Source organism: Clostridium sp. CM039, assembly GCF_055081075.1.
The window spans coordinates 2373845-2395642 of sequence record NZ_CM143649.1; the positions used below are offsets into that span (position 1 = coordinate 2373845).

Annotated in this window: 17 protein-coding genes and 1 other RNA gene; 3 read left to right on the forward strand and 15 right to left on the reverse strand. The window is 29.5% G+C overall.

Annotated elements, in window-relative coordinates:
- Positions 1–88: 88 nt before the first annotated feature.
- The gene (locus tag ACWJJ2_RS11245) at positions 89–772 is read right to left on the reverse strand and encodes a response regulator transcription factor (RefSeq protein WP_216302276.1); all 684 of its coding nucleotides are present in this window, start codon (positions 770–772) and stop codon (positions 89–91) included.
- Positions 773–1207: 435 nt separating this feature from the next.
- On the opposite strand from ACWJJ2_RS11245, the gene ACWJJ2_RS11250 reads away from it, so the two are divergent.
- Positions 1208–2263, forward strand: a complete 1056-nt coding sequence (locus tag ACWJJ2_RS11250; RefSeq protein ID WP_216302277.1) for a 3D domain-containing protein — start codon at positions 1208–1210, stop codon at positions 2261–2263.
- Between the two features lie 115 nt (positions 2264–2378).
- Here ACWJJ2_RS11250 and ACWJJ2_RS11255 read toward each other — a convergent pair whose 3' ends face one another.
- The 12 genes from ACWJJ2_RS11255 to ACWJJ2_RS11310 form a co-directional block, all read right to left on the reverse strand.
- On the reverse strand, positions 2379–2591 hold the full coding sequence (locus ACWJJ2_RS11255) for a hypothetical protein (protein WP_216302278.1): 213 nt from the start codon (positions 2589–2591) through the stop codon (positions 2379–2381).
- Between the two features lie 420 nt (positions 2592–3011).
- Entirely contained in the window at positions 3012–4031 is a 1020-nt protein-coding gene (locus tag ACWJJ2_RS11260) for a sensor histidine kinase (RefSeq protein WP_216302279.1), read from the reverse strand.
- Complete coding sequence (locus ACWJJ2_RS11265; RefSeq protein ID WP_216302280.1) at positions 4028–4699, reverse strand: response regulator transcription factor; 672 nt, start codon at positions 4697–4699, stop codon at positions 4028–4030. Before ACWJJ2_RS11265 ends, ACWJJ2_RS11260 begins: the two co-directional genes overlap by 4 nt.
- Positions 4700–5018: 319 nt before the next feature.
- Positions 5019–6965, reverse strand: a complete 1947-nt coding sequence (locus ACWJJ2_RS11270) for an FtsX-like permease family protein (RefSeq protein WP_216302281.1) — start codon at positions 6963–6965, stop codon at positions 5019–5021.
- A complete protein-coding gene (locus tag ACWJJ2_RS11275) occupies positions 6940–7719 on the reverse strand; it encodes an ABC transporter ATP-binding protein (RefSeq protein WP_216302282.1) in 780 nt (259 codons plus the stop codon). The genes ACWJJ2_RS11270 and ACWJJ2_RS11275 overlap by 26 nt, the downstream gene beginning before the upstream one ends.
- A gap of 417 nt (positions 7720–8136) precedes the next feature.
- Positions 8137–8490, reverse strand: a transfer-messenger RNA (tmRNA) gene (gene ssrA, locus ACWJJ2_RS11280).
- Between the two features lie 225 nt (positions 8491–8715).
- Positions 8716–9216, reverse strand: coding sequence for an SsrA-binding protein SmpB (gene smpB / locus ACWJJ2_RS11285; RefSeq protein ID WP_216302283.1), 501 nt, complete (start codon positions 9214–9216; stop codon positions 8716–8718).
- 178 nt (positions 9217–9394) lie between these two features.
- Positions 9395–11581, reverse strand: a complete 2187-nt coding sequence (rnr, locus tag ACWJJ2_RS11290) for a ribonuclease R (RefSeq protein ID WP_462953267.1) — start codon at positions 11579–11581, stop codon at positions 9395–9397.
- A 486-nt stretch (positions 11582–12067) separates the two neighbouring features.
- A complete protein-coding gene (locus ACWJJ2_RS11295) occupies positions 12068–12784 on the reverse strand; it encodes a pseudouridine synthase (protein WP_462953268.1) in 717 nt (238 codons plus the stop codon).
- 131 nt (positions 12785–12915) lie between these two features.
- On the reverse strand, positions 12916–14922 hold the full coding sequence (locus ACWJJ2_RS11300; protein ID WP_220287495.1) for a triple tyrosine motif-containing protein: 2007 nt from the start codon (positions 14920–14922) through the stop codon (positions 12916–12918).
- A gap of 334 nt (positions 14923–15256) precedes the next feature.
- Positions 15257–15694: a YaiI/YqxD family protein gene (locus ACWJJ2_RS11305; RefSeq protein ID WP_216302287.1), complete on the reverse strand. Its 438-nt coding sequence runs from the start codon at positions 15692–15694 to the stop codon at positions 15257–15259.
- A gap of 17 nt (positions 15695–15711) precedes the next feature.
- Entirely contained in the window at positions 15712–17061 is a 1350-nt protein-coding gene (locus ACWJJ2_RS11310; RefSeq protein ID WP_216302288.1) for a glucose-6-phosphate isomerase, read from the reverse strand.
- A gap of 386 nt (positions 17062–17447) precedes the next feature.
- Between ACWJJ2_RS11310 and ACWJJ2_RS11315 the strand changes: the two genes are divergently transcribed.
- A complete protein-coding gene (locus ACWJJ2_RS11315) occupies positions 17448–18728 on the forward strand; it encodes a glycoside hydrolase family 18 protein (RefSeq protein WP_216302289.1) in 1281 nt (426 codons plus the stop codon).
- A gap of 298 nt (positions 18729–19026) precedes the next feature.
- Positions 19027–19218, forward strand: a complete 192-nt coding sequence (locus ACWJJ2_RS11320) for a hypothetical protein (protein WP_165412559.1) — start codon at positions 19027–19029, stop codon at positions 19216–19218.
- A gap of 172 nt (positions 19219–19390) precedes the next feature.
- On the opposite strand, the gene ACWJJ2_RS11325 is transcribed toward ACWJJ2_RS11320, so the two are convergent.
- Positions 19391–21001, reverse strand: a complete 1611-nt coding sequence (locus ACWJJ2_RS11325) for a hypothetical protein (RefSeq protein WP_462953269.1) — start codon at positions 20999–21001, stop codon at positions 19391–19393.
- Complete coding sequence (locus tag ACWJJ2_RS11330; protein ID WP_165412561.1) at positions 20994–21704, reverse strand: ABC transporter ATP-binding protein; 711 nt, start codon at positions 21702–21704, stop codon at positions 20994–20996. Before ACWJJ2_RS11330 ends, ACWJJ2_RS11325 begins: the two co-directional genes overlap by 8 nt.
- Positions 21705–21798 lie beyond the last annotated feature (94 nt).

Below are 21798 nucleotides of genomic sequence, written 5' to 3' on the forward strand. Positions count from 1 at the left end.
TTATCCTTCATATAAATAACTATATCTTTCTTGTATCTTAAGAAAAAGCCAACCATCTAGAATTTTCATCCAAACAGTTGACTTAATATCATAATATTATATATCCAATGCCTTTTTGTGTTATTATTAAATCTTTTATTCCAATTTGCTCTATGCGGTTTCTTAATCTATTAATATTAACAGTTAAAGTATTCTCATTAACATATATATCATCATCCCAAAGCTTTTTCATTAGTTTACTTCTAGAAACTCCTTTTCCCTTACTCTCTATGAGAGAATGCAAAATGATTATTTCATTTTTTGTAAGTTCTAAGGAATTTCCATTATATAAAAGAGTTGTGTTGTCTAAATTTAATAATAAATCATCACATTTTAATACTCTTGTTTCTTCATTTTTATACTCATATGTCCTTCTTATAATAGCTTGTAGTTTTGCAATTAACACATTTGAATCAAAGGGCTTTTGAATATAATCATCTCCACCACTATTAATTGCCATTACTATATCCATATTACTATCCCTTGAAGATACAAATATGATTGGTGTTTTAGATATTTCTCTTATATTTTTACACCAATAAAAGCCATCACAAATTGGAAGGTTAATATCCATAAGAACCACCTTAGGTTCACATTCTTTAAAGCACTCTATTATTTTTTCAAAATCTTCACATACGGTTACTTCAAATCCCCATTTACTTAGAATATTACTTAACACTTCACACATGTTTTTATCATCTTCAATTATCAATAATTTATATGTATTATTCATTTCAACGCCCTAACCCATCCTAATTTATTCCTTTGTCTATTATACAATTTTGTTCTTGAGCTATTGTTATTATACCATCTTTTCTCTCAAAAACAAAAGATAGTTATCTTCTTGAAATATAGAAGCCACGACAACTATATTATTGGAATAAATAAATCATATAAGTAAAAAGTTTGCATAAAGATTAGAAATAATTGTATAATAAATTGTAGGAATAGTTTGTGCTAATTGTGTTTGTGTAATTTTCTATATTGATAACCATATAGAATGGTGTCAATTTTATATATATTATTGTCTAACATAGCCTAAAATTTAAAAGAGGGATTAATTAGCCTTTTTTTAAACCATATTCACTTTGCAACATAATTCTTTACAACATTATAATATAATAAAAAATATTATTAATATTTATAGCTATTTTAAGGAGGTTCATGAATGATAAAAAAAATAATATCTGTTGTTATGATGCTAACAATAACTATCAATGTCAATACTTTTGCTGCGCCAAGTACTAATGAAACATCTGAATTAGAACAAGTTCAAAGCAGCAAAAAAGCTTTACAGATAAAAGCAAATAATTTTGACATTGAAATTGATAAAGTATTAAATAAAATCGACATTAACAAAGCTAAAATGAATGACATCGCTCAAGATATAAGAAAAACACAAACTAAATTAGAAATTGTAGAAAAAAACGCTATCGATCAAGAAGCCTTGTTTGAAAAAAGAGCAAGAGCTATGTATATAAATGGTTCAGATGGTTACCTTAAAGTAATTTTAGATTCAACTAGTTTTAGTGATGTTATATCAAGGATAGATACACTTGAAAGGATAATAAAGCATGATAGAAAACTCATTGATGAAATAAAAAAACAAAGAAATTCTATAATAAAACATAAAGCCACTTTAAATAATGAAAATGATAAATTATCAGTGCTAAAAACAAATAATGAAATTATTCTAACAAAATTAAGTAAAGACATAAAAGAACACAAGGTGCTTATTAGCAACGTAACTAAAAAAGAAACTAAATTAATCGCTGACAAAAATGCAAAAGAATTAGCTGATGCGAGAATAAAAGAATTAGCCGCTGCAAAAATAATAAAAAAGCAAGCAGCAACAAATTCCATTACTATATCTAGACACTTAGATTCTGCTAAAAGTGCACCCTCTAAATCTGATGCTATCCCTAGTGATGCATCAAAATCAAATAACTACTTCATTATAGAATCGACCGCATATTCAACGGATGGTTTTACAGCATCAGGTTCTAGGACAAGCAGAAATCCAAATGGATACAGCACTATAGCTGTGGACCCTACAGTTATACCAACGGGCTCTAAGGTTTATATAGAAGGCTACGGATATGCTATTGCATCAGATACTGGTTCCGCTATTAAAGGTAATATCATCGATGTATTTTTTAATACAGAAGCTGAAGCACTTAATTGGGGCCGAAGAAATGTAAACATCCGTATAATAAATGACTAATAAAGATGGTGTAAATTGTTCTAATTGAGCCCAATTAATTAGACATTACTCTAAAAAACGAGTTATTCCTAAGCCATATTCCTATATTCTATAGGGGTGTGGTTTTTTAATTTTCCTAATTTTCTTGCTGAACAATATTATAGTAAGTCTTAGCTGTCAATCCATAAACTACAGCGTATAACACTGCAAAGATTACAACTGTGCCAGCTATTGCAAATATTAATGCACTAGTACTAAATAGACCAAACAAAGATAATAGTTTGGATACAACGTTGAAAGCAACGGCAATGTGGAGTAAGTCCTCTTCTCCCTCTACCACTATGACCATTATCTATGTATTTCTATCTATCCAATCCGTATTTTATGTCTAGAATATTCAATATGCCTTGAATTGTTTCTTGGACCTCCTGTGGCACAACTTTAAGCCTTCCTTTTCATTCAAATAACCAACTTCTAACATCGTTGCTACCTCCCTTAGAATAAAAATACTCTTACCATATTTTTAAGGTAAGAGTCATCATGACTATAATATATATTTGAAGCTAATATTTAATACTTTAAATCTAGGTTATTCATAAATTAAAAAATTATTTATAATTCTATTCTTAACTCAACATCAGCTTTAATAAATCCATTTTATGTAAACGCATACTCCCCTTGAGTGTGTTTTGATAATAAGATACAAAAATAACGGGATTAGCCCCCTATTTTAGAAACATGAACTCTTATAGATTTTAATAATTTATCCTTAGTCATATGTTGAATTTGCCATACTAGACAAAGGAAATATTAATGTAACTTTAGTTCGTTTATTCTCCTCAGAATCAATAGTAATTTTTAAGCCCAGTTTTGAACATAGTTTTTCACATAAATACAATCCCATTCCTGTACTTTTACTAAATTTTCTTCCGTTTTCACCAGTAAATCCTTTTTCAAACACTCTATTTATATCTTTATCTATTATACCTACCCCATTATCCTCTATGGTTAACATTACTGAATTAGCTTTCTTAATTGAATATATACTTATTATGGGCTCTTTACTACTTGAGTACTTTATAGAGTTTCCTATTATCTGATTAATAATAAATTCAGTCCATTTCTTATCACTATATACAATTTCATTTATATCTTTTATATCTAATTTTATTTTCTTATGAATAAAATCTCTATAATTTCCTTTAACTACATTCCTTACTACATTATCAAGATTAATTTGTTTTATAATATAGTCTTTACTAACATCATCGCTTCGAGAATAATAAAGCACCTGTTCTATAAAACCCTCAATTCTATTTATCTGGAAGTCTATTTTATTAGTTACTTCATCTTGATTATTTTCAATTATTAGCTTTGTAGAAGCTATTGGTGTTTTAATTTCATGTACCCATGTCTCTATGTATTCTCTATATTCCGCCTGTATACCCTTGTAATATTTTACATTTTCGTGCATATCGCGGCTTATCTCTTTAAGTATAGAATTTAATTTTTTCGCTTGTATAAATTTCGCTTCTTTTATTACCACTGGAAGTAGATATTTCTTATCTAAATTTTCTAATATGTTATTAATTTCATCATAATAATTTTTAAATTTTATAAACTCTAAAGCCATATAAGAAATTAATGGCAAAAACCAAATACAAAAAACATATAAAATTATAACGAAATTAACATTAATAATAATCATTATAGTTGCTAATATAATAAATAGCAGCATGTTAGATATTATTACTAGCATTTTCTCTTTAATAAATTCACCTATACTCATGGTATTATATACCCTAACCCTCTTCTTGTTTCTATTGGATTTTCTATGCCTATCTCTTCAAGTTTTTTTCTTAATCTATTAATATTAACAGTTAAGGTACTATCATCTACAAAATAATCTGATTTCCATAGATATTCCATAAGCGAATCTCGTTTTACTATATCTCCCTTATTGTTTATTAAGTAAGAGAATATCTTAACCTCATTTTTCGTTAATTCCAAGCATTTATCCTTATAAATAACCGTTGCATTTAAAAGATTTAAATTAAAATCTTTATAGCTTAATATATTATTAGTTTTTGAACTTCCACCTGTTCTTCTTAAAATATTAGTTATCCTTGCTAATAATATTTCTATATTATAAGGCTTTGTTATAAAATCATCTGCTCCTAAATTCATACTCATTAATTCATCTAAGTCACTATCTCTACTTGTAACTATTATAATTGGAACCCCTGAGGTTTTTCGTATTTCTCTACATATATAATAACCATCAAACACTGGAAGATTAATATCTAACAATATAAGTTCTGCATTCTCATTTTCAACATATTGTATTATATTATTAAAATTCATAGGAGCTTTTACTTCGTATCCATATCTTTTTAAAAAATTTTGTAATTCTTCTCTTATAACTTCATCATCTTCAATAATAATAATTTTTTCCATATGTACTCTTACCTCCTGCTTATTTTATTCTGTACCCTAATATCATAACATATTCCAAATTTTATAAAATATAAGACTTCCTATATATCTTAAATATTAAAGTACATATTCAGCTCTATCCACTCTTAATCGGGACTTTCACCCGTTAGCTTGTGGCCATTTTGAGAGCTCCTTAAAGAGGTACTTACTTTTCAGCAAATACCTCTTTAATTTATTACTTACTTTATTTTTAAACTTTAATAATTAAACTTTAATAATAATCACGCTCCTTATTAATCAGCTTCGTTGCTGAATATTAACATTTTTTTGTAAAATCCCTTTATAGATTATTCCTAACAATATTTTTATATCCTACATATGTTGTATAGAAGTATCCTGCATAAATTACAATAAATATTAAAGCTGCTACTAATGCTGAAGAGTTAATATTTGTTTCTTGTAAGCTATTTATTAAATCGCTAGTTACTTTAATTCCAACCACTGAATGAATTAATGCAAGACTAACTGGAAGACTAAAATATATCAATGTTTGAACAAAAATTGTTTTATCTATCATTTTTTTGTTTGCACCAAGTCTCCTTAAAGCTTTATATCTTTCTATACTGTCACTAGCTTCTGATAATTGTTGAAGAGCGAGTACTGCCATGCTAGTTATTAAAAATACAATACCTAAATATATTACGACAAATATCAATACACTTGTTGATACCATACCTTCTGAATGAACCGCATCCTTTGAGATACCGAGTATAAAACCACCTTTACCATAGTCCTCGCGTTTTTGATATTTTTTATTATATTTTTCTCTATTCTTATCTAAATAATTTACATTAATTACTGAGTTACTAATTTTGTAACCTGATAAAAACTCATCATTTATAACTATTGTGAAAAAACTACTTGTAAAATAAGCAGTTTGAAGATTTTCTTCTATAGCTTTAGGGTTTTTTATTAGGTATTCTTTACCTTTAATATTAATTTTATTATTATTATTTTTTATTTTTTTATTTATTGGCTTCATAAACTTATTAGTATTTGATAAAATTAAAACTTCATCCTTAGTTAAATTTACTTCTTTTTCATTCTTAAATTTTAAAATTTTATTATAATCAGATATTTTAACAAAAACTACATAGTCTTCTTTAAAATCTCCTGTTGTTAAAAACTCACTAGCTTTCATACCTGTAAGATATTCATTATGAGCTACGGATTTTTCATTTTTACTTATTTTCAAATTAAATTTATTTAAAACATCTTCTATATTGTAGTCTCCATTCATTTTTTTTACTGATATGCTGGCATCAAAGGGCGTTGACTTTTTAATTCCTGCATCCATAACTGTTTTAAATCCTATTCCCATAGATAAACTTACTATTGTGAAGAATAACATTAAGCATATTAAAGACATTGATATGAAGTTTGTATTAACTTTACTATTTATCTGTTTTACTACAAATATATTTAACCCTTTAAAATAAACCTTTTTATTTTTCTTTACCACATATAATATAAGTCCAGATAAGCTAAAGAAAAATAACACTGTACCTAATATTCCAAAAGCTATTGATATTAAGACCATAGGGTCTAGTACATTTAAACCTATTTTTAGTATCGATTTATATGCAAATCCAAGTGATACTACGCATAAAATAAATGCTATTAAATATATACTAGAATTTTTGGATTTAATATCTTGATTTCTTTTACCTGCTGTTAATAAATCGATTATCTTGTATTTAGATATAACAAATACATTAAATATCATAACAAGTAAAAACATTATTCCAAAGTATAATACAGTTTTACCTATTGCACCTGTTGAAACTGTAAACTTATATTCATTAATCGGTACATTAAATAACTTTAATGCAAAGGTGGCTAATCCTTGTGATGCTCCAATTCCTAGTATAAGTCCACTAATTAAAGATATAACTCCAACTAGAAAAGTCTCCATTACTAATATTATAGATATTTTTCTTTTTCCCATACCTAAAGTCATGTATATTCCTAATTCTTTTTTACGTTTTTTTATCAAGAAATTATTTGCATATAATATTAAACTACCTAATATTATAGATATAAATACTGAAACATAAGACATAATTTTCATTAATTTAGATACAGATTTCATTTGTATAAGTGCCTTTTGTGACCCAATTGAGTTGAAGCTATAAAATATACAAACTGCTAAAGTTAGTGTTAAGAAATATATAGCATAGTCCTTAAAACTCTTCTTTACATTACCTACAGCTATTTTGGAATACATTATCATCACCTCCAAGTAGAGTTATAACTTCTATAATTTTATTAAAGAATTCTTTTCTAGTATCCTTACCTCTTACTACCTCACTAAAAATTTTTCCATCTTTAATAAAAAGAATTCTATGAGCATAGCTTGCAGTAAAAGCATCATGGGTAACCATAAGTATTGTGGTCTTTAAATCTTTGTTTAGACTTTCTAATTTTTCAAGTAATAATCTAGCTGTTTTAGAATCCAGCGCCCCTGTTGGTTCATCAGCAAGTACTAAGGATGGATCTGTTACTATTGCTCTTGCAGAAGCAACTCTTTGCTTTTGTCCACCTGACATTTGATAAGGATATTTATTTAGTTCTGGTTCAATGTCTAAATATTTTGCTACTGATTTTATTTTCCCATCTATTTCTGAACTTTTCTCACCTTTTATTGTTAATGCTAAAGCTATATTTTCATAAGCAGTAAGGGTATCTAGTAGGTTAAAATCTTGAAATATAAAACCTAACTCATTTTGTCTAAACTTATCTAATGCTTTTGATTTCAACCTAGTAATATCACTATTATTTATTATTATTTTCCCTGTAGTGACATTATCAATAGTTGATATACAATTAAGCAATGTTGTTTTACCACTTCCTGAAGGTCCCATTATCCCAACAAACTCACCCTCATCTACCTTAAAACTGATACTGTCTATAGCCTTTGTTACATTATCTTTATTTCCATAATACTTTTCAATTTTTTCTACACTTAATATATTTTTCATTTATAACCCTCCCTTTATTTTAAATTTAATTGTTCTAACTCCATCTGATGTACTTATTATATATAATTTTATTTGCAGCAGCCATCGATGTATATTTCATTAACATTACATTTTTGTTATGTTAACATAAGTTTGATTATTTCAATGATAAAAAACCGCAAAAAAATTTTTTCGGACACTTTAAGTCTGAGGACACATAAAACACACTTCAATATTTACTTTAAAACCTTCAAAGCCTTTGATATTAGCTTATTTCTTTACTATCTTCACCTCCGTCTCCACATGGTCTGTATATGGAAACATAATTTATTTAAGTTTTTGTCTTCTTTTTCGAATTCACACTTCATTATACTAATCCAACTAAATTAGGGCATAAGAAAACCCACAACTAATTTATTAATTAGTTGTGGGTTTTACTGGTGGAGGCGAGGGGTGTCGAACCCCTGTCCGAAAGCCATAACACCTAGGCATCTACGAGCGTAGTCAGTACTTTAAAATTCCCGTCTCCTAACCCCTACTGACGGGGTTTAGGTTCCGGTAGCTTCATATTTTCCGTTCCTGGGTCAAAGCTTTCCCAAGCTCGGTTCACCGCTGTCGGCGCCCTATCCTAAGTCGCGGTATTCAAAGGTAAGACGTAGCAGAACTAAGCTGCTAGTGCTAAATTATCGTTTGCGTTTAAATTGTTCCAATAGTTTTTTAACGCGGGTCCATAGGTTCCCTCGGCTCGCTTCCTCGATGCAACGTACCCCCGTCGAAACCAAGTACGCCCCCTAATATGTCAAAAGATTAAACTAAAATCTTTTGTACTACAATAATATATAACTATTATTGCATGTAATTACGCAAATTTAAATTATTAAATTTTTATGACCCATAAATTAATTAGATATCAACTGCTAATCTAATTTCTTGTTACTTACTATAAACCTAATGATACACTATATTATATCCTTTATCAAGTGCTAATATCATGGAATGTATGTGCATTATTGCTAGTTATCTCATTCTCTCTTTTATCTGCCTATCCATGTCTCTCTTAGCATCTTTTTCTAGCATCGCATCTCTCTTATCATAGTCTTTCTTACCGCGAACAATACCAAGATTAACTTTTACCTTAGTATCCTTAAGATATAGGGATAATGGAACTAGTGTAAAACCCTTTTGAGCCGTAAATGATGCTAGTTTATTTATTTGCTCTTTATGAAGCAATAATTTTCTTACTCTTAAAGGATCAGTGTTAAATTGATTCCCATTTTCGTAATGACTAACATGCATATTTTTTATAAATACTTCACCATTTATAACATCTGCATAAGCATCTTTTAAGTTCGCTTTTCCAGATCTAATAGACTTTACTTCTGTACCAACAAGCGCTATACCAGCTTCCATTGCTTCTTCTATAAAATAATCATGTCTTGCTTTCCTGTTTTCTGCTAGTGTTTTGTTTTCCGATTTCTTTGCCACAATTTCACCTGCTTTATTCTTATTAATATACATAAGAACACATTATATATATTATGTATAATACATATTATTATACTATACTATGTATTCTTTTTCAAGAAATGCATGGATTATTTTTACAATATATCTTTTAAATATAATACACAGAAGAAGCTATTAACCTCTTCTGTGTATTTTAAAATTATTCTATATTATAGTCTTCTTTTTTTGACTACTCTTCCTTTATAAGCTCATTTAAATCACTAACAGAGTATTCAACTTCTTGGTCTTCTTCTTTCTCTTCATCAGCTTCAATTATATCAAAATAAACTTCATGTGAAGTTAAATCAACTTTACTAACTACAATTCTTACTTCTTCTCCTAGTTTATACATTTTCTTAGTTCGCTCACCAATAAGGGTTAAATGTCTTTCATCGAAGACATAATAATCATCATCCAAGCTAGTCATATGAACTAACCCTTCTACAGTATTAGGAAGTTCAACAAACAATCCGAAATTAGTTACTGAGGATATAATACCATCATATTCTTGACCAATTCGCTCACTCATATACTCAGCTTTCTTTAAGTCATCTACTTCTCTCTCAGCTTCCATAGCTACTCTTTCCATATCTGATGATTGTTTTGACGCTATCTCTACTTCTCTACCTAATCTATCTGTTCTCGCTTGACTTAATCCTCCATTTATAACTTCTTTAATTATCCTATGGATCATTAAGTCAGGATATCTTCTAATTGGTGATGTAAAATGACAATAATACTTGGCTGCTAACCCAAAATGCCCAACACATTCTGGAGAATATTTTGCTTTCATCATAGAACGTAATAATAAAGTGCTTAGTACCATCTCTTCTTTTTGGCCTTTTACTTTTCCTATTACTTCCTGAAGCATTCTAGGATGTATATCCTTTCCCCACTTCATAGAATATCCTAAATTATGAGCAAATTCACTAAATCGCATTAATTTTTCCTCATCTGGATCCTCATGAATTCTATATACAAATGGCACATTTAGCCAGAACATATGCTCAGCTACACTTTCATTAGCCGTTAACATAAATTCCTCAACTAATCTATTTGCAATAGCTCTCTCATAAGGTACAATGTCTACAGGCTTTCCTAATTCATTTAATATTATTTTACACTCAGCGAAATCAAAATCTATAGCGCCCCTATTCATTCTCTTCTTATTAAGAATTCCACATAACTCTTCCATATGTTTAAAATCTTCATATAAATAATCATATTTTTTAATAGTTTCGGCGTCTTTATCCCTTAGTATTTTAGTAACATCTGTATAAGTCATTCTCTCATTAGTTTTTATAACACTTTCCATTATTTCATGATCTACACATTTACCCTCTTTATCCATTTCCATAATACAACTAAGAGCTAGTCTATCTACTTTAGGATTTAAACTGCAAACCCCATTAGATAATTTTTTAGGAAGCATTGGTATAACCCTATCAATTAAGTATACTGAAGTTGCTCTTTTAAAAGCCTCTTTGTCCAAAGGATTTTTATCTTTTACATAGTGAGAAACATCTGCTATATGAACTCCTAAACGATAGTTTCCATTATCTAAAATTTCAATAGACACAGCATCATCTAAATCTTTAGCATCCTCGCCATCTATGGTTACCATACGTAAATCCCTTAAATCTGTTCTGCGCGTATATTCTTCTTGTGGAATCACTTCGGCTATATTATCGGCATATGCTTCAACATTTTGTGGGAACTCCTCTGGTAGCTTATGTTTTTTAATTATAGTTAATATATCGATGCCCGCGTCACCTTTGCTTCCGAGAATTTCTATAATTCTCCCCTCGGGATTTCTTTTTTGTCCTGGCCACTGAGTTATTTCAGCTATTACTATTTGCCCTGTTTTTGCACCATTTCTTTCTGATTTAGGAACAAATATATCCTGAGCAATCCTCTTGTCATCAGCTACTACAAACCCAAAATTACTACTGTCCTCATAAGTTCCTATTATTGTTTTATTAGACCTTTCTATTACTCTTACAATTTCACCTTCACATTTTTTCCCGCTATTTTCTTCCTTTAAAACTTTTGCAAGAACTTTATCACCATTCATTGCTCCATTTAAATTATCCGCAGGAATAAATACATCTGGTCTTTCTACTTCTGCTATTACGAATCCAAAGCCTCTTTGATGACCTTGGAATTTACCAATTACAAGACCCATCTTCTCTGGAATACCATAATATTCGGCATGTGTTCTAACCACATCCCCATTTGTTTCCATTTCAGCTAATAAATTAGAAAACCCTTTCATATCCTTTTTTTTAATATCGAATACTCTAGAAAGTTCTGCTATATTCATAGGCTTATATGCCTGCTCTGTCATAAAATTTATTAAATTTTCTTTTATCTCCATAAGATTTCCTCCTATCTAATTTTCATATTGATATATTTTTCAAATTTTAAAAAATATTTAGTATTGCTTTAGTTTCTCACTAAATGTTGTGTTAAATTATTCATGTGTTTCTATATTTACTCGCTTTTATTATAATCCAAAAAATACATCTAGTATATACTATGTGCTTATATACTTCCCTATTATCAAATAAAAAATGCTCACATTAAATAATGCTATTTAATGTGAGCATTTTATCGAAATATGTTATATCAAGAATTCTTCACAAAAATCGACTTTTTTATACAAAATAAAACAGCCCTTGGGGTTGGGCTGCTTTAAACAAATAAAAAGGGGGCTATTTATTTCTCTATTTAACTTTACTACTTAATTATATTAAATTTAACTAATGTTTGCAAGCGTTTTTTACAAATTTAATTCTAATAATATTTTAAAATAAAGACATTTCACTTATTTTTTTCATAAAAAATAATATTATTAACTAAATTAAATCTGTTTTAATAAATCCAACTCTTCTTCCGACAATTCTCGATATTGTCCTTCAGATAAATTTTCATCTAATTTTAATGGTCCAAAACTAATTCTTCTTAAAAATGCAACATTTTTATCAACACTTTCGAACATTCTTTTTACCTGATGAAATTTGCCTTCTTGAATAGTAATCATTACCTCAGATCCATTTTCATTCGCATTTAATACTTTTAATATGGCCGGCATGCATTTATAACCATCATCTAATACAACACCTTTCTTAAAGGTGTCTATATCCTTTTGATCTACAAATTTATTAATCTCGGCATAATACGCCTTATCTACATGATTCTTAGGTGCTATCAATTTATGATTTAATTCACCATCATTAGTGATTAGCAATAACCCTACTGTGTCTTTATCCAATCTTCCTATAGGAAATGGATTAAAAGCATGGTATTCTTGATCTATTAAATCAATAACAGTTTCATCATACTTATCTACTGTAGCAGAAACTACCCCAGCTGGCTTATTCATGACTATATATATGTATTTTCTATATGTTATTTCTTCACCAGCTACCTTTATTACAGCCTTATCCGGATCAATTTTCATTGTATTATCAGAAACTATTACTCCATCGACCTCTATTTTCCCTTTTTTTAACAACGCCTTCACTTCTTTTCTTGTTCCATGCCCTAAATTTGATAATATTTTGTCTATTCTTTCCATATCTATTCATCTCCTTAACTATTTCTAAAACTTCAGGTAAATTATCACCTACGGTACTATTCATCTTCTTCGAAGCTTAACATTAAATCTTTTACTCATAAAAAAAACAGCCTTTAAAAGCTGTTTTAAAGTTATTCTTTTACTTCAATCTCCATTATATCATAATCTTCATATGAAATACTCTTATAAGAACTTTTTGATAATACTAGTATTCTGTAAATCCCTTTAGTAAAAGGCATAAAGATGTAATCATTTTTCCTGCTAAATTTTTGTACCAAACTCCAGTCTCCTTTTTCCATGAGATAGACCTCATATTCAACATTCTTGCCACCCTTACTTTGTGCTACAAATGTTATTGTTTCATTAGCCATAAAATTTGCCTTATCACATAGAATCTTTGTATCTCTTACAGGTAGCGTCTCATGTATTTCTATTCTTATTTCCTTCTTACTATCATATGCATTTGTGCTCAATTTATTCTTTGCTAGAAGTTCTATTAAATAGTTTCCACTACATTTAGGTTTAATCTCATAATTTTTATGTTCCACAAAATTTGTTTGTTCTACTAAATGACCATCTATTTTCAAAACGTAATTCACAAGAGTATTTTTTGTATTTTCAGATATAACTTGGAGAGAAATAGTATCTCCAACCATAAAGTATTCTCTTGTTGGCATTAATACATAGTCTATTTTAGCTGGAATGCATTCTAAAGCTTGAATACATAGAACTTCGTGACAATCAAATTTCCTTTTGGAATATTTATCTTTTACTCTTACCTCCAGTTTGAACTTTCCACTCTCCTCTGGCGTAAACTCTAGAAAATCACGTGTTCCAAATTGTATTTTTTCTATCTCTTTATCATCTTTAGAAATTATAAAACTATATCTTAAAGAATTTCCTCCTGTTGCTTTGACTTTTACATGAACTATTTGGCCTATTAGTACTGTCTCTTTATTATCCAAAATTATATCATCAATAACCACATTTTCATTACCTATATCGTCAATTAGAAAATCTAAAGAACCTTTCTTCTCATATTCTCCTTTAAAAGATGCATCCTTCACCCATAAGTAAGCTTTATATTCTCCCGCTTCTTTTGGTATCCAAAAAAAATTATTTTCTCTAATGTAACCAGAATCCTCTATGCATTTTCCATCAATTTTGAATTTATATAATAACTCTTTCCCACCTCTAGCAATACACTTAAAAATTATAGGAGTGCCACATACTTGCGGTGAGCTTAAATCACTAGTGAAACTATGTATGTTTATTTCTTCATAAGGTTTAACGCTATAATGAATCAATGCTCTATCATCAAATTCATGAATTGAATACATATCCTTTGCCATACATAGTAGCTTATAATCACCCTTGTTTTCTTCAACATAACTAACTAATTTCTTAGTTGAATAATCTTGTATGCATTTGGTATTCCCCTTAGGATTAATTTTTACAAATTTGTACAAAACCATTCTGTTATCCCCATAGTTTGCCTCCACCTCAAAAACTAGTTCCGCACCTTCTACCATACCATCCGTCAAACATTTAAAACTTACAATTTCTACTGATTGTATGGCTTGTACATTAAATCGTATTTTCATAGAGTCATCAAATGTATTTTTTGAATCTAAATTCCTGCATTCTACCAAAAACTCTTGCTCTCCACAATATTTTGAAGTCCAAGTCAGTATATTTTCTGATGAATAGTCTTTTATAAGTAGCCAATTCCCCCTTTCATGTACCCAATATCTATACATAATAGGAATCTTTGTGGCATCTACTGTTAAGGTGACTTTTTCACCTGCCATTATTTCTATTTTATCTATGTATATATCATTTATTAACTTTTCGTAAGCCTCGCCTACCAGGTAATCTGTTTTTGACATATAATCAAAGGGCTTCTTACTTTCTTTTCTTTTAGCTTGTACCATTATGGAGTACTTACCATCTGCCTGTGGCTTCCATATAGCATCCCTGGCTCCACTTAATTTCTTCAAAGTAGTCCATGTTCCATCAATCCCTACAAGAAATTTATAGTTCAAATTATCCTCTAATATATTTTCAACACTTATTCCGATTTCTTTATATTTTTCTTCAGGGTTTTCTAAGCTAAACGATATATTCATTTCATTCATTTAAATTCACCTACCTTTATAAATAAGCTATACAATACAAAAATATTATTAAAAAACCAATCTCTATACTGAATATATTATACTATAATTCCATTATTTGTAACAGTGTATATTCCATATTTTTTCTTTTATATATAGACATAAACTTTCAATGTTTTATTATAAAATAATAAAATTTAAAATTTCATAGCTATTTATGTATTAAATTCGTCATTATAATTTGAACGTTACACCCAAAAATTCATCTCATGACTGAATTCGCGATTATTCTTTTCAAAAATATAAAAATAGCTAGTAATTTTTATTACTAACTATTTCGTATATTCTAAGTGCATTATTGCGTTTTTAGAATCAATTTAATTAAATTGTTATAAAGCTTTTCATCATCTTCATTTGTTCGTTTTTTAGGACCAAAGGTTTTACCTCCGCTCCGTCTTAGTTTGCCGGATAAATGCCTCTCAAATAATAATTTATCAATATTATCATCATCATATATATGTCCTTTAGGGCCTATTGCATATGCACCTTTAGCTAAAACCATAGCAGCAACCCCAAAATCTTGAGTGATTACTATGTCATTAGATTTCGCCTCATTAGCTACTTTCATATCAACACTTTGAAATCCACTATCAACATACCTTATCGAGGCATAATCGCTACTCAAAATATGATTAATATCACAATACATAATAAGCTCTATAGAGTTTTCCTTAGCTGCCTTTTCTATTAGCTGTTTACCAGGGCAACCATCTGCATCTACAATAATTCTCATATGATTTTTCTCATTTTTTAAAGCCTTTTTTCGAGTGCTGCTTTGGTTTCTTCATATCCTGATTTTCCAAGAAGAGCAAACATATTTTTCTTATATGCTTCAACTCCTGGTTGATCAAAAGGATTCACACCTAATAAATATCCGCTTATTGCTAAAGCCTTTTCAAAGAAATAAACCATATGTCCAAAATTATACGCTGTTAATGCTGGCACATTTAAAATAATGTTAGGTACACCCCCATCATTATGAGCAAGTACTGTTCCTTGGAAAGCTTTTCTATTAACAAAATCCATAGTTTTACCTGCTAAAAAGTTCAATCCATCTAGATCTTCACTTTCCTTTTCTACTACAACTTCTTTCCTTGGCTTTTCTACATTAATAACTGTTTCAAATATATTTCTTACACCCTCTTGAATATACTGTCCCATAGAATGCAAATCTGTAGAGAAATTAACTGATGCTGGGAATATTCCCTTTTGGTCTTTTCCTTCACTTTCCCCACAAAGTTGTTTCCACCACTCACCAAAATATTGAAGTGATGGCTCATAGTTAACTAAAATTTCTGTAACCTTGCCTTTTCTATATAGTGCATTTCTAGCTGCTGCATATTTATAACAATCGTTATTGTTTAAATCCTCTACACTGTATGCTTCTCTTGCATCCGCTGCACCCTTCATCATTTCATCAATGTCAATGCCCGCTACTGCTATTGGAAGTAAACCTACAGCTGTTAACACTGAGAATCTTCCTCCTATATCATCCGGAATCACAAAAGTTTCATAGCCTTCTGCATCTGCTGATTTTTTTAGAGCTCCTTTAGAAATATCTGTAGTAGCAAAAATTCTTTCTTTAGCTCCTTCTTTTCCGTACTTCTTTTCTAATAATCCTTTTAATATTCTAAAAGCAATAGCTGGTTCTGTAGTAGTTCCTGATTTTGATATTACATTTATAGAAATATCCTTTCCTTCTACAGCATCAATTAAATCTGCCATATATGTAGAACTTATATTATTACCTGCAAAGAATATTGCTGGTGCCTTTCTCTTATCGCTTGAAAGACTGTTATAAAAACTATGACTCAACGTTTCTATAGCCGCTCTAGCTCCTAGGTAAGAACCACCTATTCCAATTACTATTAAGACTTCAGAATTATTTTTTATCTTTTCTGCTGCCTGTTTAATTCTTTTAAATTCTGATTTATCATAATTTAAAGGAAGGTCCATCCATCCTAAAAATTCATTCCCCGCACCTGTTTTATCTGCAAGCATTTTGTGTGCAGCAGATACCATTGGCTGTAAATAAGAAACTTCATGTTCACCTAAATATGGAATTGTTTTGCTTAAATCTAATGATAAAATTTTTGCCATTAATATTCCTCCTTGCTTATATCTTGAAGCAAAACAATCATTGATTATTTTGCTCATCGCATTGCATTGCCTCGCTAAAACAATATACTATAATTTTAGTTTATTCATTTAAATAAATCAAGTTTTTTAATAAAATTTTGTATTTATAACAAATTTTGTTATTTTTATTTATTAAAACTTTAAGAAATAAACTTAAATATAAAAGTCCCTAAAATTGGAGTCGCCTATACATGATAGCTATAGTATTATCTGTGAATGCTTCATTTATTCTAGTGACTTTTCCAAATAATTGACCGTGACTTTATTCACCATAAAAATATAGTAAGTACTCCCTTGTATTGTATAGCATATATTAAATTATATTACTATAAGAGGTGTGATTTTTTTTGATTATTCATGTTGTAAAAAGTGGTGAAACCTTATATATAATTTCTAAATTATATGGAGTTCCATCTAATAAAATTGCTTCTGATAATGAACTTGCAAACCCAGATGAACTTGTGGTAGGCCAAACGCTTGTAATACTTCAAGTCACAAGAAAACACAAAATTCTTCCTGGTCAATCACTTTACATGATAGCTAGAATGTATGGTGTAACTATTTCAGATTTATATGCTGCAAATCCTAACCTTAAAAATTCTATACTAATTTATCCTAGTGAAATTATTATTATACCACCATCAACGCAAAAATTAGGCTCACTTGAAGTTAATGGCTATGCACTTCCTACTACGGATATGGATGTTCTCGCAAAGACTCTTCCAAGTCTCACATACCTTAGTATATTCAGTTATCAGGTGCTGCCTAATGGAACTCTAAAAGGAATAAATGATGTCCCCTTAATAGTTGCTGCTAGAAAAGCTAAAGTAGCTCCTATGATGGTAATTACGAATTTAGAAGAGGGTGGTGGTTTTGATAGTGACCTAGCCCATATTATACTTACAGATGAAAATATACAAAACACTTTATTAGATAACATAGTCAGCATCTTGGAAAATAAAAATTATTACGGTTTAGCTATAGATCTAGAATATATTTTCCCAAAAGATAAACAAAGCTATAATGATTTTTTACGCAAAACAGTAATCAAACTAAAGGCTTTAGGCTATATTGTTACTACAGCTTTAGCCCCTAAGCCAAATGGTGATATAAAAGGATTACTTTATGAAGCGCATGATTACCCATTTCACGGTGCCATAGCTTCCCATGTTATACTGATGACTTATGAGTGGGGTTATACTGCAGGTCCACCAATGGCGGTGGCTCCAATTAATGAAGTAAAAAAAATCCTTGATTATGCTGTAACCGTAATTCCAAGTAAAAACATCTTTATGGGCATACCTAATTATGGGTACGTTTGGACTTTACCTTATGTAAAAGGAACTAAAGCAACTGTACTCGGTAATGTAGAAGCAGTTGATCTTGCGAGAAAGGTATTTGCATCTATTCAATATGACTATACCGCTCAAGCACCGTTTTTTAACTATTACGATTCTAATGGCAAAAGACATGTAGTTTGGTTTGAAGATGCTAGGAGTATGAACGTCAAACTTAGGACTGCTAATGCATATAATTTAGGCGGGGTTAGTTATTGGACTATTGGGAAATACTTCCCTCAAGCCTTTCTAGTTCAAAATTCATTATTCGATGTAAAAAAGGTAATTTAGTTAAGCGATTGTTATTTCAAATAAGAATTAAGAGTTTTTCTTTGATTATGCTATAACCAAAAGGATATGTTGCTAAGATGCTTTCTGTGCAACATATCCTTTTTGTTTACTTAAGAGTGCATTTTTTGTATTTTATTGTATTATAGTAAATATTGAATTAAAATTATTAAAGGTATATATTATAACTATACCATATATTTACATCAATTTTATGTAATTGGTATTTTCACAACAGATTTATCACCTCCCTATTTTATGGGATACCTAAGGAATAAAAATTAAGGGAGGTGAGAATTAAATGTCGGAGATTACCCAAATGTTCAAGCTGTTTTGTATTACCTCAATAGCTGTTCTTGGTATAACTTCCGCAGTAGTATTTTTTTCAAAAGATAGAATAAGTTTTAATATAAAAGCGCGTACCAAACTACCTGATCAGTCCGAAACAGAATTTGGTATCGAAGTTCATAAGGATGATAAAAAAACAAAATAGATAGTTATGCGTACTATCTATTTTTTACTACTAATTCTTAATCTGTTGTGTCCTCTGGTATCCCTATTTTATTAAATAAACTAATTGTATTATATGCAATTTATCCATAAAGTGTGCATGTTTTTAAGAATTCAGTAATATATTTATTCGCCCAGCGATTTTGCTTATATTATCACCATTTTAACTTAAAAGTTCTTGGCGCTACTCTATATGTTAAAATCAACGCAACTACCATATATACAATAGTTGTTATAATAATCCCTGCTGTGAAATAATATGAAGTCGTCTTAATTTGAAGACACGTATAGCTACCGATATACATAACCATGTTTACGACTTTAAATAAGGGACTTTTCACTGTTAACCCTGCTGTATAAGGCTGCAATACATAGTACATGAACAAATGATGTATTGAGAAGAAACAAGCCAAACAAATAATACACAAAAATAGTGGTATCATTCCAATAAGCTGGGAGCTATAACCACTAGCTAGTATAATACAAATTATAGCAGAACATAAAGTTAAAGCCGGTATCAGGTTAAGAATAACTACCCTCTTAAGTCTTGAAGTGAAGTTGGATAAAATCACACTTGCCTCTCGGTAATAGCCTTGTCTTAATAGGCTTGCATCACAATTAAAAAACATAGCCTTGCAAATTCTTTCTCCCGTTGACATGCTGTACATTATAAATACCAATGGGGGAATGCTTTTTTTAATTATGTTCACTATATCCACCCTTTTACTCGGCATAAAAATCACAAAGTACATGGTAATTAAAAATATAAAACCTATAAAGACGACTCTTTCCTTTACAGGTTTTACCATTATTCTTCTGAAACGAAGAAAAAATAATGAGTTTAAATATTCATAGCCCTTCTTTTGGTCATATTTTTTTGTATTTAATTCTTCCTTACTCATTCTCTTTTCATCCAATTTCACAGTTGAAAAAGTCGCTTGATTTCTAATAGCCTCTACATCAAATAAACTATCCTTATTTAATAAATCTTTTGCTATTAAAGTATATTTCTTAAATTTCCATAAGTATATAAAAGCTGCCACGCCTAGAATTAATACAATAATCGCCACTAAAGCATTGAATAATATTAAATTAAAATCAATAGTAACTCTTAATAAAGGTAGTGCATAGGCAAGGACAAGTCCTCCTATGATTACTAGTGACATAAATAAATCTTTATGTTTTTGTATTATTTCTGTCTTATCATATATAAAAAGCTGTAGCCCTTCTTCTATCAATCTAAATGCTATTATTTCCGCTACAAGCACCATAGCTTTTAATGGTGAAAATCCTATTATTAAACCTATAATTATTACTGGAAGAACAAAGTATATAAAGTCTGTTATATTTTTATATACTATTTCTCCAAGATAGTATTCTCTTGCGTCAGCTCTCATTAGTGTTATCATATTAAAGGCCGCTTTGTTGGTTTTATCAAAAATTACATTTTTCATAACTGGTCCCAAAATAAAGCTTAAAAAGAAAAGAATATGTAAAAAATAAGGTTGTAACTTTGCTATATCCTTAGTCATTAAATAGGATGGCAAAATAATCATTACACCTAAATATATAGTTTTTCCTATAAACCCACCTAGCACTCCTAAAATTTCACGTATAATCCCTATAACCAGTTTAGCATGGGTTCTTTTATACAAATTTTCAGGAATTTTTTTACCCAAAATTGGTATCCTTTTAAGAAAATATATAAAAGTATTAGCCTGCTCTGCAAAAGATACCTTAAAACTATTTATAAATGTACTAATCATTTCCTCCCTCCTTTAAAATCTCCATGATTTTCTCTTCAAATTCAGGACTCTTTAGAACCTCACTATCCACTTCTTCTAAAATACAATTATTTAAAACCAATATTTCATCACATAAATCTGTAGCCAGCTGAAGAATATGAGTAGAAAAAATAATAATGTGCTCACTTTTCATTTTCTTTAACAAATTTTTAATTTCTAGAGCCACCACTACATCAAAAGAGGTTAAGGGCTCATCTAGCAAAATTACAGCAGGTCTAGTTATTAAAAGACAAACCATTTGCATTTTGTTTTTCATTCCATGGGAATATCCCTTCATCAACCTATATCTGTCTTCATCCTTAATTTTTATAATATCAAAATACTCATCTATTGTAAGCAAATTTTCAATTTTCTCCTTATTAATATCAATATAAAATTTTAAGAACTCATATCCAGTTAAAAACTCTGGTATCACTGGATCTGAAAAAACATATCCTACCTTACTATAATCTATTTCCACTGATGCTTGTCCATCTTCTACTATACTCACGCTACCATCCTCATATTTAGTTTCCCCACTTATGCAATTAAAAAGGGTTGTTTTACCTGCTCCATTTCTTCCTAAAAGTCCATATATTCTTCCTTTTTCAAATGTAAATGATGCTTTTTTTAACACCTGTTTTTCTCCATAACTCTTTTCTATATCTTTAAGTACTAATTTCATTTTATTCTACCACCCTCATTTTTCTCTATTACCAAATTAACAATGCTCAGCCCTAGGCCAACACCAGTACTTGCCTTTTTACTTCTAGAGTCAT

Bases quoted from the DNA above. Each gene is read 5' to 3' on its own strand.
- ACWJJ2_RS11245 (WP_216302276.1), bottom strand. From the start codon at position 772: ATGAATAATACATATAAATTATTGATAATTGAAGATGATAAAAACATG.
- ACWJJ2_RS11250 (WP_216302277.1), top strand. From the start codon at position 1,208: ATGATAAAAAAAATAATATCTGTTGTTATGATGCTAACAATAACTATC.
- ACWJJ2_RS11255 (WP_216302278.1), bottom strand. From the start codon at position 2,591: ATGGTCATAGTGGTAGAGGGAGAAGAGGACTTACTCCACATTGCCGTT.
- ACWJJ2_RS11260 (WP_216302279.1), bottom strand. From the start codon at position 4,031: ATGAGTATAGGTGAATTTATTAAAGAGAAAATGCTAGTAATAATATCT.
- ACWJJ2_RS11265 (WP_216302280.1), bottom strand. From the start codon at position 4,699: ATGGAAAAAATTATTATTATTGAAGATGATGAAGTTATAAGAGAAGAA.
- ACWJJ2_RS11270 (WP_216302281.1), bottom strand. From the start codon at position 6,965: ATGTATTCCAAAATAGCTGTAGGTAATGTAAAGAAGAGTTTTAAGGAC.
- ACWJJ2_RS11275 (WP_216302282.1), bottom strand. From the start codon at position 7,719: ATGAAAAATATATTAAGTGTAGAAAAAATTGAAAAGTATTATGGAAAT.
- smpB (WP_216302283.1), bottom strand. From the start codon at position 9,216: ATGTATATTAATAAGAATAAAGCAGGTGAAATTGTGGCAAAGAAATCG.
- rnr (WP_462953267.1), bottom strand. From the start codon at position 11,581: ATGGAGATAAAAGAAAATTTAATAAATTTTATGACAGAGCAGGCATAT.
- ACWJJ2_RS11295 (WP_462953268.1), bottom strand. From the start codon at position 12,784: ATGGAAAGAATAGACAAAATATTATCAAATTTAGGGCATGGAACAAGA.
- ACWJJ2_RS11300 (WP_220287495.1), bottom strand. From the start codon at position 14,922: ATGAATGAAATGAATATATCGTTTAGCTTAGAAAACCCTGAAGAAAAA.
- ACWJJ2_RS11305 (WP_216302287.1), bottom strand. From the start codon at position 15,694: ATGAGAATTATTGTAGATGCAGATGGTTGCCCTGGTAAACAGCTAATA.
- ACWJJ2_RS11310 (WP_216302288.1), bottom strand. From the start codon at position 17,061: ATGGCAAAAATTTTATCATTAGATTTAAGCAAAACAATTCCATATTTA.
- ACWJJ2_RS11320 (WP_165412559.1), top strand. From the start codon at position 19,027: ATGTCGGAGATTACCCAAATGTTCAAGCTGTTTTGTATTACCTCAATA.
- ACWJJ2_RS11325 (WP_462953269.1), bottom strand. From the start codon at position 21,001: ATGATTAGTACATTTATAAATAGTTTTAAGGTATCTTTTGCAGAGCAG.
- ACWJJ2_RS11330 (WP_165412561.1), bottom strand. From the start codon at position 21,704: ATGAAATTAGTACTTAAAGATATAGAAAAGAGTTATGGAGAAAAACAG.